Consider the following 15,371-nt stretch of genomic DNA (forward strand, 5'->3'; position numbering starts at 1 on the left):
CCTACTTCTACCTACCCTATAAACTCTCGAAAGTGGGGGGAGAGTGAAAAACTACAAAATTTTTATCACTAAGATTGACACTACTTAAGTCAGCATTAATCAAGTTAGCACCATTCAAGTTAGCATCACTCAAGTTAGCATCACTCAAGTTAGCACCATTCAAGTTAGCACCATTCAAGTTAGCAGTTCTTAAATCAGCACCACTCAGGTCAGCACCACTAAGATTCAGATTACTAAGGTCTACACCACATAATTTTGTTTCAATTAATTCCGCATCACTTAGATTGACATCACTTAAAATTGCAACTTCTAACTCTTCGGCATAACCATATTGTGAATTGTAAATACAATCTTCTGTATATACACAGTCATACTGAGAAAGCTCTGCATTGGCACAACATAAGTTTGCATAACTCAAATTAGCATTACTTAAATCTGACCCATGAAAATTAACACCTGCTAAATTAGTGTCGCGTAAATTTGCATGACTAAAATTAACACCACTAAAATTAGCACCACCAAAATCAGAACCACTCAAATCAGCATTTCTTAAATCAATATTTTCCAAGTTTAATTCCTGAAAATCTCTTTCTCCTTCTTCGTAAAGTGCTAGAAGTTTCGCAGCATCCATACTGTCTTATCCTTTTAAATGGTATAGTTTGTTTCCAATTACCTTGATATTCTAACAAACTTACAACTTTGAAAGAGGTTTATTGTGATTTTTATACATGGGTTTTATATTTTAAGTCAGCTTGAAGAGCATGAGTTAACTAATAAATCAGTGTTTGTGTGATTTTGGACAGTGCGATCGCGCAGCGCTTTGTAGGAATCGCTTTCAGATAAAATAGAATAAGATAACTCTGACTATACATACCTCAAACACATCCAGTAGGAAAAATCGTTCAAAACTTGAATTTGAGATTAAACCTAAATCCTAACTAAATCTTTCATGTAAGTTTGGGTGCGTTATTGGTAGCATCTCGTAGATAAGGCGATCGCCATAGCATGATTTTGGGAGTGCGAGGAATCTGGATGAAGTCTTTGGCGATTTGCTCCGCAACGCAAGCTAACGCTGTATAACCAAGCATTAAACTGTCCAAACCAGAAATATCACTCTGGTTATCCTCCAGATAATTGGCATGACTTACTCAAAGATGCAAAAGGTGAAACTAATCGTTGAGAGAAAGCAGTCCAAGCAAAAATTTAACTTTTGGCAGGCTGTTCCTGGGTACGCGATCGCATTACCAACCATATTTGGTCAATATCTTGTAATCTTATTTCTAATGGTGAAGCTGTCATGCTGCCAAAATACGATATTTTGTAATTAAATACGGCATGAGCTTGTGCCATAGCTTCGCTCACCGTAGGCATAGCACCAGGGGCAAAAACTTTTAAATTTAGAACTATGAAAGCAGTTGGTATTGATTTAGGGACAACAAATTCTGAAGTAGCAATTGTCGAAAACGGACAGGTGCGGGTATTGCCAGGAGAAGATGGCGACCTAATTTTACCTTCCTGCGTAGGATTTAGCGATACGGGGAAAGTGCTAGTGGGACGAGAAGCACTGCGTCAATATGCTGCTGCTCCTGAACGCACCGTCAAATCAATTAAGCGCTGGATGGGAACTGACCACAAAACCACTTTAGGGGATAAAGAATACTTACCTCATGAAGTTTCCGCTATTATTCTCCGCGCCCTCAAACAACGGGCTGAAAATGCTTTAGGAGAAACAATTACCCAAGCAGTAATTACAGTTCCCGCTTACTTCACAGATGCTCAAAGACAAGCAACCAAAACCGCTGGAGAGATTGCTGGTTTAGAGGTACTGCAAATTATCAATGAACCCACAGCAGCGGCTTTAGCTTATGATTTGCGTTCCGAAGAGACAGAACGGGTTTTGGTTTATGACTTAGGTGGTGGGACTTTTGATGTGTCAGTAGTGGAAATTACAGGCGAAGTTACAGAAGTTCTAGCAACTCATGGTAATAATCGTTTGGGTGGAGACGATTTTGATAGATTGTTGCAACTCTATTTAGTGGATCTATTTCGTAAACAGCATAGTGTGGATGTTCCAGATGATGCCGTCACCCAAGCGCGTCTTTTACGAGCAGCCGAGCAGTTAAAAATTGATTTGAGTTCCCATGCTTTTGCTACAGTTCGAGAAGCCTTTTTAGGTAGTAAAGGCAAAACTGCACTCCATCTAGAGACAGAAGTACCGCGAGCAGATTTAGAAAAGTTGATTCGCCCCCTATTGACAGAAACCCTAGAGGCAATTGACCGCGCCCTCACCGATGCAGACCTATTACCCGGTGATATTGACCGGATTATCTTAGTTGGGGGTTCGACACGCATTCCCCTAGTCCAAGAAATGATTTCAGAACATCTGGGACAGACTCCCAGTGATGGTATTCAACCCGACCTTTGTGTGGCGTTGGGAGCAGCTTTACAAGCTGGGGTGTTGGTGGGTGAATCTGTAGATGCCATTCTTGTAGATGTGATTCCCCATTCCTTGGGTATTGCTGCGGCTGTGTCTACACCAATGGGAATTATGCCCGGTTACTTCAGTGTGATTATTCCCCGTAACAGCGTTGTTCCCGTTTCTCGCTCTGAGGTTTATTACACCGTGTCCGATGAACAAGAAGTGGTAGAAATTGAAGTTTTTCAGGGAGAAAATGCGATCGCCCAAGAAAATGTGCCTCTAGGTGATTTTAGAGTCGAGAACTTACCACCCAAACCCGCAGGAGGTATTCAAGTTGAGGTTCACTTTGACTTTGATATCAATGGCATTCTTACTGTCACCACTACTGAAAAAGGCAAAGGACAACAGGGAACGCTAGTAGTCAATAATGCAGGGATTGAAAAACTTTCTAGCCATGAATTGAAGCAAGCAAGGGCAGATTTAGATGCCTTGTTTGAAGTTGATGAAACTATCGAAATCTCAACAGAAGAGACAATTTCAGCAGTAGAAATAGATCCAGAATTAGCAGCACTTTTAGACCGCGCTCAACAAGCATTTTTGACCATAGATTCTGAACAAGCAGAGGAATTACAAGACTTATTAGCCCAGATTGAAAATGCGAATGCAAACAAGAGTGCAGAATTACCTCAGTTACAAGAGGAACTTTCAGATTTTCTGTACTACGCAATTTCCAATGAATCAGAGTAAGAAATCATGAAATGTCCTGTTTGTGGAGCAATTTATCGTCCGACAAAGGGAACAGGGGCGCAAGGGGGAGAAACTGACGGACAGATTTCTCCATTACCTGCCCACTCTCCAACTTGTAGACGTTGCAAAGCGGATTTATCTGACTTGATCAATCTCCATGATCAAGCTATCTGGTATCACAGACAAGCCCTGGATTTATTGTTAAAAGGGTATTATCCAGAAGCAGCAACGCATAACAATCAAGCTTTAGCTTTGTATTATGGTCATGCAGACTTTCATGCCTTAGCGGGTAAATTATCAGCATTGCAGGGAGAATGGAGAGAAGCGATCGCATCTTGGCAACAAGCGCTCAAATTAGACCCAAAAAATACCGTTGCTGGTGATTGTCTAGAAATGATCAAGCTAAATTTAATTATCTGATTCAGACACTTCAACTTTTTTGTCTCTACTGTTAAAATTAGACCAATATACATTCTGGAGTTAATATGGAAACCACTCAAGCAGTGATTAATCCCACTACTCCCTCACATCAAAACATTCACGCCAATCAATTCACCTTACCAGATCATACGCAACTACCAGATTCAGATGGCACATTTGTGAAAAATTTTCAGGAGCATCCACAAAGTATAGTTTTAACCAGTTCCATTGAGCCAGTATTGCAAAAACTACATCCCGATGGAAACTATTGTATCGGTCAAGATAGCGGTATTTATTGGCGTTTAACTGAACCACCGGAAAAAGGTGCAGAAGCTCCTGATTGGTTTTATGTACCTAATGTACCACCATTTCTCAATGGAGAATATCGTCGTTCCTATGTGTTATGGAAAGAGTTTATTTCTCCACTAATTGCCATTGAGTTTGTGTCGGGAAATGGTTCAGAAGAAAGAGACGCAACTCGTCCCAGTGAAACAGAAAAAGCGGGTAAATTCTGGGTTTATGAACAAGCAATTCGGATTCCTTTTTATGCAATTTTTGAAGCGAGAAAAGCATTACTAGAAGTTTATCGCTTAGTTGATGGGCATTATGAAAAAATGCAGCCAAACGAGCGTAATCATTTTCCAATTTATCCTATGGGTGTGGAATTAGGTTTAATAGAAAATGATGGTTTACCTTGGGTGCGTTGGTGGGACGATGAGGGAAATTTGCTGTTAACTGGTGATGAAAGAGCTATTGTTGAAAAACAAGCTCGTTTACAAGCAGAGGAAATTGCCCAACAAGCAACTTTCGCTCAACAACAAGCAGAAGAGGCAAGACAACAAGCAGAAGAAATGGCAGAACAAGAACGACAACAAAAGGAGAAATTAGCAGCTTATTTAAGATCATTAGGTATCAATCCTGATGATATTTGAACTGTAGGGGTGTGATTTTTGTACTTATCGTCAACATCACACCCCATCTTCCATAAACTCAGATATGTAGGAGTTTGATAGAATGGTACGAACTGCGGCTAAGACTGCGATCGCCCTTGGTAGTAACATAGGTAACTCCCTAGCCATTTTAACAGGAGCTTTAGAAACCTTAGCCCAAACATCAGGCATAACCATACAAGCCCAATCTCGTTGGTATCGTACCAAAGCCATAGGCCCAACTCAACCAGACTACTTAAATGGTTGCGCGATATTATCAGTGCAGATTTCACCACAAGCCTTATTAGCCCAACTACTCATCATTGAACAAAAGTTTGGGCGTGTGCGTCAGGAACACTGGGGGCCACGTACCTTAGATTTAGACTTATTATTATATGATGACTTGATTTTACAGCAGCCAAACCTGCAAATTCCCCATCCTCGCATGGCGGAACGAGCCTTTGTTTTAGTCCCCCTGGCGGAAATTGCTCCAGATTGGATAGATCCTATATCTCAAAAACTAATTCCAGATTTACTACTAGAGATCAACACAAATGATGTACATTTATTGTAGTGGGTGAAAAAATTACCATTTTTGCAACCCAAAAAGAACTGATAACAACAGAAAACCCCCGTATACGTTCTCTGTATTCACAGACGGTAGAGTTTACTATGCCATTAGGTAGAGAATTACCACAGTTGCTCAAGCAACGCTTGTTTTATAAAGGACGCAAGTTTAACTTTGAAGTTAACCGCTTGCGTTTACCCAACAAAGCTGAAGGAGAATGGGAATGTATTCGTCATCCTGGTGGCGCTCTGGCTATACCCATAACCGCAGACGGTAAGCTGGTACTTGTCCGTCAATATCGGTTTGCAGTGCAGGGAAGATTATTAGAATTTCCGGCGGGAACAGTAGAACCCAATGAAGATCCTTTAGAAACAGTCAAACGGGAAATTTGCGAAGAAACTGGCTATCATGCTCATCAGTGGGATAAATTAGGAGAATTTTTCCTTGCTCCCGGTTATTCTGATGAAATTATCTATGCTTTTATTGCTAGAGATTTAGAAAAGCTAGAAACACCACCAGCACAAGACGAAGATGAAGATATCGAAACAGTATTACTAACTCCTGAAGAATTGGAAAAAGCCATTTTAGCAGGAGAATCTGTGGATGCTAAATCCATTGCTAGTTTTTTCCTGCTGCGTTCATTTTTAAAATAGGTCATTGGTCATTGGTCATTGGTCATTGGTCATTGGTCATTGGTCATTGGTCATTGAATAATTCTCTTTCTCCTTCTTCATTCTTCCTCCTGACTCCTTCTTTCTTATTCTTCCTCCTGACTCCTGACTCCTGACTCCTGACTCCTGACTCCTTGATTCCTGACTCCTACTGTAATTATCGGGAATAACTACCAGCATAATCGCGGGTACGATAATCTGTAGCTTGAGCTAAGACTTTTTTGGTGGTTGCAAACTCTCGTAATTGTCCCACATGATTCTCATTGTATTGAAATAAAGCCGTGAAATCAGCCAGACGGGAGACTTGTTGGATGTTTTGAGAGATAAAGATAATTGTCAACTCAGAACGCAAACACTCAATGAGTTCTTCAATTTTTGTGGTACTGATGGGATCAAGTCCACAGCAAAGCTCATCCATGAGAATAACTTGGGGCTTTACAGCTAAAGCGCGAGCAATACAAAGTCGTTGTTGTTGACCACAAGATAGTTCTAAAGCCGGCTTATAAAGCTTGTTTTTGACCTCTTCCCAAATATCCGCAGATTTAAGAGCTAACTCCACAACTTCATCTAATTCTGGTTTTGGTCGCCAACCAACTAATTTAATTCCGTAAGCAACGTTATCATAGATACTCATGGGAAAAAGATTAGGTTTGGAATAAATTGTACTAATTTGACGACGGAGACGATTAAGATTAATCCGTCTCTCATAAATATTTTGCCCAAAAAACTCTATTTTCCCTTCTGTGTGGACTTCTCCCTCCAAATCGCTCATGCGGTTGAGAGACTTTAAAAAAGTAGACTTCCCACAGCCACTAGGTCCCATAATAGCAATAATTTTATTTTGGGGAATATCCATTGACAGACTTTCCAGGATTTTTTGCTTGCTGTAGTAAAAACTAAAGTTTTTTACACTAATGGCCGGAATTATTTTACTCATATTAGTCAAGGAGTCAGGAGTCAGGAATCAGGAGTCAGGAAGAATAGAGAAGAGAGAATAACAGGAAGAAGGAAGAATAAAAAGAAGAAAAAATAAATAAATAAAAAGTCAGTGAATCAGAATACTTGAAAAGCTTGATATTTGCTTATAACCTAAATTAAGTCATCTCATAACCCGCAATGCTGCGTTTAATTAGTGTAATAAAGGTAAATTCATCATGCTACAGCGTTTTATTTTCATCATTACCACTATCATTGTGTGGCATTTGTGTATTTTTGGCACACTTGCTCAGGAAAAAAAAATTGAAGATATGGATAAGTTTCCTCCCAATCCCCTAGAAGTAACTTTACCTGATCCACTATTACCAAATTTACCAGATAAACGCCAATTAACATTAACAGAATTGCAAAAATTAAAGACAGATTTAGATGGGTTAAATCAAGAGGCACAGGTGACACTACAAGGAGGAGATAGAAAGAAAGCCTTTGAGATTTGGAATCGTGAACTACGATTAAGACGTTATTTAGGTACATTAGCTGAGATAGAAGCGTTATCACGGGTGGGAGAAATAGCCTGGAATCAAAATGAACGGGACGAGGTGCGATATATTAGTCAGCGATTACAAGTAATTCAAAAAGAGATAGGAAAACAAAAAAGTACGGATTTACAATTATGGCAACTCCTGGGTCAAGCTTATCAAAAAATCCGTCTTCCTAAATTGGGAATATTGGCTTATGAACAGGTTTTAATCTTAGTTAAACAACAACAAGATTCAGTTGGAGAAATAGAGACTTTAAGGAATATTGGAGAATTATATCTAAGTTGGTTTGATTATGACCAAGCTGCCAATACTTACCAAAAACTATTAAATTTGGCAATTAATCAGGGTGATAAAACTAATGAATTGAGATATTTACAACAGTTAGCTTATATCTATGGGCGAGGAAAACAACCCCAAGCAGCAATAGATATATTGAATAAATTAGTCCAAGTTTATACTCGTGAACAAAATCTCAGTGAAATTCCCGCTTTAAAATTAGCCATAGGGGCAAATTATGAATCTCTAGCCCAAAAAAATCCCACATTAAAACAACAGGCTTTCGATAATTATCAATCAGCTTATACTACCGCATGGCAATTAGAGCAATACGCTAGGGCTGGAGAGGCACTAGAGAAATTAATTGCTTTTTATCGTTCCCAAAAACAAGTAGATGCCGCTTTAGAAACTGGGGCAATTCTTCTAGAAACACAAACATTAGCTAACAATTTTTATGGTTTAATGTCAGCCTATGACCAAATTGGCAACTTATATATAGAACGCCGAGAATATGCCCAAGCATTAACAGCATTTCAGAAGGGATTAGCAATAGCCCAACAACTTAAATATCAAGAATCATATTTTACTCAACAAATTGAAAAGTTAAAAACTGAGGTAAAAATGTAGAAAATATCCCGATAAATAAAAAAGTCCGCGCAAGCGGACTCTAGATATTGGATAAGGTTAAGTTGTCACCAAGAGAGCCTACAAGATGTTAGACTTGTTTGTATTTTCACGAATTAATTTAAGAAAATCAAGTGGTTTTATCTAAGAGTTAGGACATAATTTCTATATTTATGTCTGAGAAAAAGGGGATTTATTGATGATGATTGCTACAGGTGAATGTCTCCCGTTGCTTGAAAAGGTGGGAAATCTGGGAAATTGCGGACATAACTCAGATTGTTTTGTCTAGGATTTTCTCATATTAATCAATTTGGACTTTTTCAGAAGCTTTGTATTTAGGTGAGCGTTGCTACCGCATAGCGTGTATCATAAACCAGAAAGATAATTTCGACTGGGTTAATTTTTATCAAATATATATTTTGGGGGTACTAGTAGTCTGTCAAGAACTAATTGACGGGTAAAGGCAAGTAGGGGGAGAAGAGGGGTAGGGGGAGTAGGGGAGGGAAAACAGAAGTTTTTTCCTATCATTACCCGTCAAAATAAATTTAACAGACTACTAGTACCATTTAGCAATCTTCTCCTGCTTAACTAGATCATTATTAGCAATAACCCCAAAGCCACTAAAGAAAAACCACTTAGAAAAGCTGTTATATCTTATAAATGAATACAATGTTTATTGCTGCAAAAACTAAATTTGATTATTTTCTAAACTGGCAACAAAAATCACGAAGATTCTTACCTTTTTTACTTGGCATCATCTTTACTTTGGTGGTGAGTAGTCAAAGTTTTAGTGCAGTTCCCAAATCCACAGAAATTCTTTGGGATACTTACGGCATCCCACATATATACGGTAATAGCCATCAGAGTGCTTTTAAAGCATTTGGTTGGGCGCAAATGCAAAGTCATGCCAATTTACTTTTACGTCTTTATGGACAAGCACGAGGAAGGGCGGCTGAATATTGGGGAGAGAAGTATTTAGAGTCAGATAAGTGGGTACTGACAATGGGTGTACCCAAACGTGCTAGTTCTTGGTATAAATCGCAAAGTTCTGGGTTTCGCAGTAATCTAGATGCCTTTGCGGCTGGGATTAATGCTTATGCTAAAGAACATCCTGATTTAATTGACAAGCAAGTAAAAATGGTGCTACCTGTTACACCGCAGGATGTACTCAGTCACCTGCAAAGGGTACTGTTATTTACGTTTGTTGTTAATTCGGACAGTGTGGCAGATATTAATGATACAGAGTATGCGCCTGGTTCTAATGGTTGGGCGATCGCACCAAAACGTTCTGCTGATGGTAAAGCAATGTTATTAGCAAATCCCCATACCCCTTGGGGAAATTTATTTTTATGGTACGAAGCCCAAATTACTGCACCAGGAATTGATGCTTACGGGTCAACATTAGTAGGTATTCCCGTATTAGCGATCGCCTTCAATGATAATTTAGGTTGGACTCATACTGTTAACACCCATGATGGTTGGGATGCCTACGAACTAAAATTGCAAAAAGATGGTTATCTTTTCGATAACAAAGTTCTCCCTTTTCAAACAACAACATCTTTACTAAAAGTCAAACAAAAAAATGGCTCTTTCCAAGAGCAATTATTAATAGTTAAAAACTCTATTCACGGTCCCGTAATTAGCGAAAAAAATGGTAAAGCCGTAGCACTAAGAGTAGTTGGTCAAGATAGTGCTGGCATATTAGAACAGTGGTGGGATATGGCAACTGCGAAAAATCTTTCTGTATTTCAAAAAGTAGTACAACGGTTGCAACTACCTATGTTTACCATCATTTATGCCGACAAAGAAGGACATATTATGCACCTGTTCAACGGTTTAGTTCCCGTACGGAAAGAGGGAGATTTTAAATATTGGCAAAGCATAATTCCTGGGGACACATCCAAAACATTGTGGACTAAATTTCACCCTTATCAAGATTTACCAAAAGTAATTGATCCGCCCAGTGGTTGGTTACAAAATGCTAATGATGCACCTTGGACAACTACTTTTCCCACTGCTATTAAAGCAGATAATTATCCAGCTTATATAGCACCACGTGGTCCAATGGATTTTCGCGCTCAGAGTTCTGCTAGGATGTTAGCTGAGGATGAAAGTATTTCCTTTGAGGAAATGATTACCTACAAACATTCCACGCGAATGGAATTAGCAGACAGAATTCTTGATGATTTAATTCCGGTTGCACAACAAGGAAATGAATTAGCAAAACAAGCGGCTGAGGTTCTAAAAAAATGGGATAGACAAGCAAATGCTAATAGTAAAGGTGCGGTTTTATTTGCAGCTTGGGCAGATAAACTAGATTTTGATACAGCCTTCAGTCAACCTTGGAATGAAACCCAACCACGCACAACTCCCAATGGTTTAGCTAACCCAAAAGCGGCTGTAAAACTATTAGAAAAAGTTGCACAGGAAATAAAAAAAACCTACGGTAGTTTAGATGTTAGTTGGGGAGAAGTTTTTCGTCTGAGAGTTGGTAATTTAGACTTACCAGCTAATGGTGCTGAGGGATATTTAGGAACATTTCGAGTTGTTAATTTTGCCCCAGCGGAGGGACGTTTTCAAGCTGTGGGTGGTGATTCTTTTGTCGCAGCAGTGGAATTTTCTCAACCAGTCCGCGCAATGGCACTAAATAGTTATGGAAACGCAACTCAACCAGGTTCATCTCATATTAGTGATCAATTGCCATTATTTGCTGAAAAAAAGTTGCGTCCTGTGTGGCGAACAAAACCGGAAATTAATGCTCATTTAGAAGGAAGAAAAGTATTTTAATTCTGTAAAGGTTTAGCAATGCTAAACTCTTACAGAAGTCATCAGATTTTGGATTTATGAATTTACCAATTAATGGTTTATTTTTCATTGAGGATATACTAAAAACGGTTGAGACATGGACTTTTGTAAAATCACGAAAACCCAGATTTGTAGGGGTTTAGCAGTGCTAAGCCCCTACCCATAAAATCAATTCAGAGGGAACAGGGAACGGGCAACAGGGAACAGGAAAAACTCATGTTTAAAAACATGAGATTGAAATAATGACACTGTTTTTTCCTGCTACGCATCTTAAAAAACATCTTTTTTTTGACTGAGCTTTAAACTCACCAACTTTAGTTTCTTATCTGTTCCCTATTCCCTGTTCCCTTCTTTTGTAATTAAGCCGTCTTGAGGATAATAATTATTTCTGATGTAGACAAACAAAATTTTATCTATACTTGTTTGAATAAAGCATCTTTCATCTGATGTTTTTGATTAAATAAAGCCAAAAATGCCAATAATACAACCCCCATTGTCGAGATAGCTGTTCCTGATGCTTGGGCAAAAATAATAACAATTTGATAACGAATGGCATCAGATGGACTTGCACCGGCTAAAATCTGACCTGTCATCATTCCTGGTAAACTTACTAATCCCATTACCATCATCGAATTAATAGTAGGAATCATCCCAACTCTCAAGGCTTCTCTGATGGTTTGATGAGCAGCTTCCCAACGAGTTGCACCCAAAGTTAACAGTGCTTCTATTTGTTCTTTACGAATAATTAAATCTTCTGTAAAGCGTTCTAAACTTAGAGAAGTTCCTGTTAAAGAATTACCTAAAATCATGCCTAATAAAGGAATTAAATACTGAGGATCATACCAAGGTTCTACTTGAATAATGCCGCTAACGGTAAAACCTGTAACTAAAAATGAACCACATAATAAAGAAATAAAATTATTCCAGTAAATACCATTAAACCGCCGACGAGTCCGATTAGCACTCGATATCACCGCCATAATTGTCATAGCAAAAGCTACACAGATTATTAATACTGGATTCTGTAAAGTGAATACCCATTGTAGTATATATCCAACCATGAATAATTGCACTACCATTCGTAGAGAAGCAATTAATAAGTTTTTTCCTAATCCTAAATTTAAAATCCATGAAAGAGCTATATTAATGATAATAAATAAAGCTGATAATCCTAGTTGAGCGTAACTAATAGCAATATAACTTTTAGTCATTATTTTTGAATTTTTATTTGAATTGTACGATTAGTAATACGTTCTAATTGAGTGGGATCATGACTTGTCCAAAGATATGCTCTTTGGGGATTTTGTTTTTGCCAAGCTGTTACCAAAGCTTCTAAAGAATGGGCTGTTTCTGCATCTAATGAAGCAGTAGGTTCATCGAGTAATAAGATTAGGGGTGAAAGTTGTAAAGCACGTAGAAAAGCCACAATTTGCGCTTCTCCTCCAGAAATTGCACTCACAGGACGGTCTAGAAAATCAAGAGATTTATGTAAAAGTTGTAAATAGTCAATAATTAATTGTTGGTTATAAACTTGATCACGATGGATTGTTAAACGATAAACTTGTTTGAGGTTATCTTCTACAGTTCCTTCCCAAAGTGCAGGACGTTGATGAAGATAGATTACCTGAGAACGATAGCGGGGTATATATTGAGAATCAATAGATTTTCCTTGAAATAATATTTGTCCTGATTGAATAGAATCAAGATGAGCGATCGCTCTTAATAACAAACTCTTCCCAGAACCAGAAGCACCGACTACAGCAACTTGTTCTCCAGGTAATATTTCAAAACTCAAATTACACCAAATCCACTGATTATTAATTTTTCTACCTACTTTTTGGGCAGATAAAATAGAAGTAGCTATTCCCATAATTAGTTTTAATAAAAAAAGAAAATTGTAGAGAGGAAACAATTAACCTCTCTATCAAACTACAAAGATTGTTTGCGTTATTAACTCTTATTAGCAGTTTCCTCCATTTGCTTTCTTAAACTCAAAGGTCGCATATCAGTCCACACTTCCTTAATATATTCTAGACATTCTGATTTCAAACCAGTTTTACCTGCATCCTTCCATCCCAAAGCATTTTCTCTATCAGCAGGCCAGATAGAATATTGTTCTTCATGGTTAACTACAACTTTATAAATTGTGGTGTCTTCTCTATTTTCTCTACTCATTAGTAACTCCAAATTTTCTATTTATTGACAAACTTAGAACCAGCAAAAATAGCAAACTGATTACATTGATCATCAGCTAAATTTCCCTGCCGATCATAAATATTGATATTTGTAAAACCGACGGTTTTTAGCGTATTGATAATTTCTGTTTGAGCATAAGGCTTTACCGAATTAATAATATCTAAACGCTGCCAGATATTTTCTACTAACTCAAAGATAGTGATTTTAAATTGTGCTATTTTCTCCTCTGCATTATAGCTATCACAACAAGCCCAAGCATAATTATCTTGTACATCTCCATCTGTGAGAGAACCATTCCAAGATTTATAACCATCTTCCAAATTTAAGCCAAACAGAAAAACACCATTATCCAACAGTGAATCATACACCCTTATAAAAACCTCCTTGAGTTCTTCAATATTCATAATATGGTTAAGGCTACCACTAGGAGAAATCACCGCATCGAAACTAGATGGTAAATTAAAAGACCTGGCATCATCAATAATAAAAGTAGCATCAGGGGCATTTTTATGAGCATATTTCAACATGGCTTCAGAAATATCAAGACCCGTCACTTGATAATCTTGCTCAATTAAATTTTGAGCGATTTGTCCAGTACCGCAACATAAATCAAGAAGTTTTGCTCTGGGTAAAATATTATATTGCTTTAGTAGCTTTTCAAAAGGAGGTAAATTGTGTTGGCAATATTCTAACCCCCAATATTGATTGTAAATTTTTGCCCAAGAATCATATTTTGAATCAATTTCCACTGTGATCATGAAAGCATCTCCTACTTATTATCAACTTAATTATTGGCAGAATAATCAATTTATGGTAAAAAGCCGCCACCTCTTAATTCTTTTACACTTTCTTTAATTGCCTGAATGACAAAATCTAAATCTTCATCAGTGTGTGCAGTGGATAATAACCCACCACCAGGACGAAGAAACACTCCTTTATAAATAAGATGATAGTAAATCAAATCCTTATTTTCTGATATTACTGATTTAGTAGTATTAGCAGAATTACCAAAAGGAATAGCATTAAAAATTGAGCCACAGTTAGCCATTTTAATTGGTACACCATCCTCTTGGAAATAGGAATTAATTTCTTGAATAAACTCAGAAGAGCGTTGATTTAATTTTTCTTGCAGAGCCGAACCTTGTATTTTCAGATATTGTAAAACTGCCCTAGCTGCTACCATAGATAAAGGATGTTTACAATAAGTACCAGCAAAAAAAGTTGTTGGTATTTGTGGTGAAGAATCATCTCCAAAATTCCACATTCCCCCATCAATTCTATCCATATATTTAGCTTTACCAGCAATTACACCAATGGGCATTCCACCACCTACAATTTTTCCATAGGTGGCAATATCAGCTTGTACACCAAACCATGCTTGCGCTCCACCTGGATGTAAACGAAAACCAGTCAGCATTTCATCGAAAATTAATGCTATTCCTGCATCTTCAGTTAGTTTTCTCAACTGATGTAAAAACTCTTTTGGTTGAATATCTGGACGACTATTTTGTACAGGTTCAACAATGACAGCAGCTAATTCTTGTTGATGCTGTTTAATGATTTCTAAAGATTGAGGATCACCATAGTTTAAAACTAATACATCTGCCAAAATACTGGTTGATACCCCAGGAAACATTGGTACTATTTTTGTAATTTCATCCTGAATTTTTGCTTTAACTAAAGTAGCATCAGAATGACCATGATAAGAGCCAGAAAACATAGCTATTTTATAACGCCCTGTTGTCGCTCGCGCTAGTCGTAAGGCTGTTATTACTGCTTCTGTTCCAGTATTACTAAATGTTACTCGCTCCATTCCTGTAAGTTGAGAAAATAATTCTGCAACTTCACCAGCTAAATCTGATTGTGGTCCAATATGAATACCTTGATCTAATCTTTCGCTAATGGCTTCTTTGATAAATTCAGGATTATAGCCAAATAAATTGACACCAAAACCCATCATTAAATCTACATATTCATTGCCATCAATATCCCACATTCGCGCACCAGAAGCATATTTACCCACGATAGGATAAACAATTTCTTTAATAGGAGAACGAAAGCCTGATGAACCACGAACATCAGCTAAAACATGACGATATGTTTGAGATTGTTGTTTAGATTTTGGTGTTTTCTGGTTATAGCGAGTAATAAAATCATTGAGATATTGCTGTTGATGATTATTGAGACTAAGTTGATCAGACTGTTGTTGTTTTTTCAATTCTTGTGTTTGCATGATTT

17 protein-coding genes are annotated in these 15,371 nt (G+C 37.7%); 7 read left to right on the top strand and 10 right to left on the bottom strand.

The features are described from left to right. Positions 1-16: 16 nt before the first annotated feature. From FJR05_RS09720 to FJR05_RS09730, 3 genes are all read right to left on the bottom strand, one after another. Positions 17-631: a pentapeptide repeat-containing protein gene (locus FJR05_RS09720; RefSeq protein WP_168643911.1), complete on the bottom strand. Its 615-nt coding sequence runs from the start codon at positions 629-631 to the stop codon at positions 17-19. A gap of 316 nt (positions 632-947) precedes the next feature. After that, on the bottom strand, positions 948-1,100 hold the full coding sequence (locus FJR05_RS09725; protein ID WP_217385563.1) for a hypothetical protein: 153 nt from the start codon (positions 1,098-1,100) through the stop codon (positions 948-950). A gap of 103 nt (positions 1,101-1,203) precedes the next feature. Then, entirely contained in the window at positions 1,204-1,371 is a 168-nt protein-coding gene (locus tag FJR05_RS09730) for a hypothetical protein (RefSeq protein WP_168643913.1), read from the bottom strand. 34 nt (positions 1,372-1,405) lie between these two features. Between FJR05_RS09730 and FJR05_RS09735 the strand changes: the two genes are divergently transcribed. From FJR05_RS09735 to FJR05_RS09755, 5 genes are all read left to right on the top strand, one after another. Then, complete coding sequence (locus FJR05_RS09735) at positions 1,406-3,166, top strand: Hsp70 family protein (protein ID WP_168643914.1); 1,761 nt, start codon at positions 1,406-1,408, stop codon at positions 3,164-3,166. Between the two features lie 6 nt (positions 3,167-3,172). Next, a complete protein-coding gene (locus tag FJR05_RS09740) occupies positions 3,173-3,586 on the top strand; it encodes a tetratricopeptide repeat protein (protein ID WP_168643915.1) in 414 nt (137 codons plus the stop codon). Positions 3,587-3,651: 65 nt separating this feature from the next. After that, positions 3,652-4,518: a Uma2 family endonuclease gene (locus FJR05_RS09745; RefSeq protein ID WP_168643916.1), complete on the top strand. Its 867-nt coding sequence runs from the start codon at positions 3,652-3,654 to the stop codon at positions 4,516-4,518. A gap of 82 nt (positions 4,519-4,600) precedes the next feature. Then, entirely contained in the window at positions 4,601-5,089 is a 489-nt protein-coding gene (gene folK / locus FJR05_RS09750; RefSeq protein ID WP_168643917.1) for a 2-amino-4-hydroxy-6-hydroxymethyldihydropteridine diphosphokinase, read from the top strand. Between the two features lie 98 nt (positions 5,090-5,187). Further along, a complete protein-coding gene (locus FJR05_RS09755) occupies positions 5,188-5,736 on the top strand; it encodes an NUDIX hydrolase (RefSeq protein ID WP_168643918.1) in 549 nt (182 codons plus the stop codon). A gap of 36 nt (positions 5,737-5,772) precedes the next feature. Here the strand turns inward: FJR05_RS09755 and FJR05_RS09760 are convergent, their stop codons facing one another. Both FJR05_RS09760 and FJR05_RS09765 read right to left on the bottom strand, forming a co-directional pair. Then, entirely contained in the window at positions 5,773-5,934 is a 162-nt protein-coding gene (locus FJR05_RS09760; protein ID WP_168643919.1) for a hypothetical protein, read from the bottom strand. After that, positions 5,912-6,691: a phosphate ABC transporter ATP-binding protein gene (locus FJR05_RS09765; RefSeq protein ID WP_168643920.1), complete on the bottom strand. Its 780-nt coding sequence runs from the start codon at positions 6,689-6,691 to the stop codon at positions 5,912-5,914. Before FJR05_RS09765 ends, FJR05_RS09760 begins: the two co-directional genes overlap by 23 nt. A gap of 217 nt (positions 6,692-6,908) precedes the next feature. Here FJR05_RS09765 and FJR05_RS09770 point away from each other — a divergent pair, with 217 nt between their 5' ends. Both FJR05_RS09770 and FJR05_RS09775 read left to right on the top strand, forming a co-directional pair. Further along, positions 6,909-8,135, top strand: a complete 1,227-nt coding sequence (locus tag FJR05_RS09770; protein ID WP_168643921.1) for a lipopolysaccharide assembly protein LapB — start codon at positions 6,909-6,911, stop codon at positions 8,133-8,135. 666 nt (positions 8,136-8,801) lie between these two features. After that, the gene (locus tag FJR05_RS09775) at positions 8,802-10,919 is read left to right on the top strand and encodes an acylase (RefSeq protein ID WP_168643935.1); all 2,118 of its coding nucleotides are present in this window, start codon (positions 8,802-8,804) and stop codon (positions 10,917-10,919) included. Positions 10,920-11,350: 431 nt separating this feature from the next. Here the strand turns inward: FJR05_RS09775 and fetB are convergent, their stop codons facing one another. The 5 genes from fetB to FJR05_RS09800 form a co-directional block, all read right to left on the bottom strand. Continuing rightward, positions 11,351-12,148, bottom strand: coding sequence for an iron export ABC transporter permease subunit FetB (fetB, locus tag FJR05_RS09780; protein ID WP_168643922.1), 798 nt, complete (start codon positions 12,146-12,148; stop codon positions 11,351-11,353). Further along, a complete protein-coding gene (locus tag FJR05_RS09785) occupies positions 12,148-12,807 on the bottom strand; it encodes an ATP-binding cassette domain-containing protein (protein WP_168643923.1) in 660 nt (219 codons plus the stop codon). The genes fetB and FJR05_RS09785 overlap by 1 nt, the downstream gene beginning before the upstream one ends. Positions 12,808-12,887: 80 nt before the next feature. After that, on the bottom strand, positions 12,888-13,112 hold the full coding sequence (locus FJR05_RS09790; RefSeq protein ID WP_168643924.1) for an MbtH family protein: 225 nt from the start codon (positions 13,110-13,112) through the stop codon (positions 12,888-12,890). 17 nt (positions 13,113-13,129) lie between these two features. After that, entirely contained in the window at positions 13,130-13,891 is a 762-nt protein-coding gene (locus tag FJR05_RS09795; RefSeq protein ID WP_168643925.1) for a class I SAM-dependent methyltransferase, read from the bottom strand. Positions 13,892-13,941: 50 nt separating this feature from the next. Then, the gene (locus FJR05_RS09800) at positions 13,942-15,366 is read right to left on the bottom strand and encodes an aspartate aminotransferase family protein (RefSeq protein ID WP_168643926.1); all 1,425 of its coding nucleotides are present in this window, start codon (positions 15,364-15,366) and stop codon (positions 13,942-13,944) included. Between the last annotated feature and the right edge of the window lie 5 nt (positions 15,367-15,371).

Source organism: Dolichospermum sp. UHCC 0259 (genome assembly GCF_009711935.1).
In the GTDB taxonomy this organism is placed as follows: Bacteria; Cyanobacteriota; Cyanobacteriia; order Cyanobacteriales; family Nostocaceae; genus Dolichospermum.

Bases quoted from the DNA above. Each gene is read 5' to 3' on its own strand.
- FJR05_RS09740 (WP_168643915.1), top strand. From the start codon at position 3,173: ATGAAATGTCCTGTTTGTGGAGCAATTTATCGTCCGACAAAGGGAACA.
- FJR05_RS09775 (WP_168643935.1), top strand. From the start codon at position 8,802: ATGTTTATTGCTGCAAAAACTAAATTTGATTATTTTCTAAACTGGCAA.
- FJR05_RS09770 (WP_168643921.1), top strand. From the start codon at position 6,909: ATGCTACAGCGTTTTATTTTCATCATTACCACTATCATTGTGTGGCAT.
- FJR05_RS09765 (WP_168643920.1), bottom strand. From the start codon at position 6,691: ATGAGTAAAATAATTCCGGCCATTAGTGTAAAAAACTTTAGTTTTTAC.
- folK (WP_168643917.1), top strand. From the start codon at position 4,601: ATGGTACGAACTGCGGCTAAGACTGCGATCGCCCTTGGTAGTAACATA.
- FJR05_RS09785 (WP_168643923.1), bottom strand. From the start codon at position 12,807: ATGGGAATAGCTACTTCTATTTTATCTGCCCAAAAAGTAGGTAGAAAA.
- FJR05_RS09800 (WP_168643926.1), bottom strand. From the start codon at position 15,366: ATGCAAACACAAGAATTGAAAAAACAACAACAGTCTGATCAACTTAGT.
- FJR05_RS09755 (WP_168643918.1), top strand. From the start codon at position 5,188: ATGCCATTAGGTAGAGAATTACCACAGTTGCTCAAGCAACGCTTGTTT.
- FJR05_RS09730 (WP_168643913.1), bottom strand. From the start codon at position 1,371: ATGCCTACGGTGAGCGAAGCTATGGCACAAGCTCATGCCGTATTTAAT.
- FJR05_RS09735 (WP_168643914.1), top strand. From the start codon at position 1,406: ATGAAAGCAGTTGGTATTGATTTAGGGACAACAAATTCTGAAGTAGCA.
- FJR05_RS09760 (WP_168643919.1), bottom strand. From the start codon at position 5,934: ATGCTGGTAGTTATTCCCGATAATTACAGTAGGAGTCAGGAATCAAGG.
- fetB (WP_168643922.1), bottom strand. From the start codon at position 12,148: ATGACTAAAAGTTATATTGCTATTAGTTACGCTCAACTAGGATTATCA.
- FJR05_RS09720 (WP_168643911.1), bottom strand. From the start codon at position 631: ATGGATGCTGCGAAACTTCTAGCACTTTACGAAGAAGGAGAAAGAGAT.
- FJR05_RS09745 (WP_168643916.1), top strand. From the start codon at position 3,652: ATGGAAACCACTCAAGCAGTGATTAATCCCACTACTCCCTCACATCAA.
- FJR05_RS09795 (WP_168643925.1), bottom strand. From the start codon at position 13,891: ATGATCACAGTGGAAATTGATTCAAAATATGATTCTTGGGCAAAAATT.
- FJR05_RS09790 (WP_168643924.1), bottom strand. From the start codon at position 13,112: ATGAGTAGAGAAAATAGAGAAGACACCACAATTTATAAAGTTGTAGTT.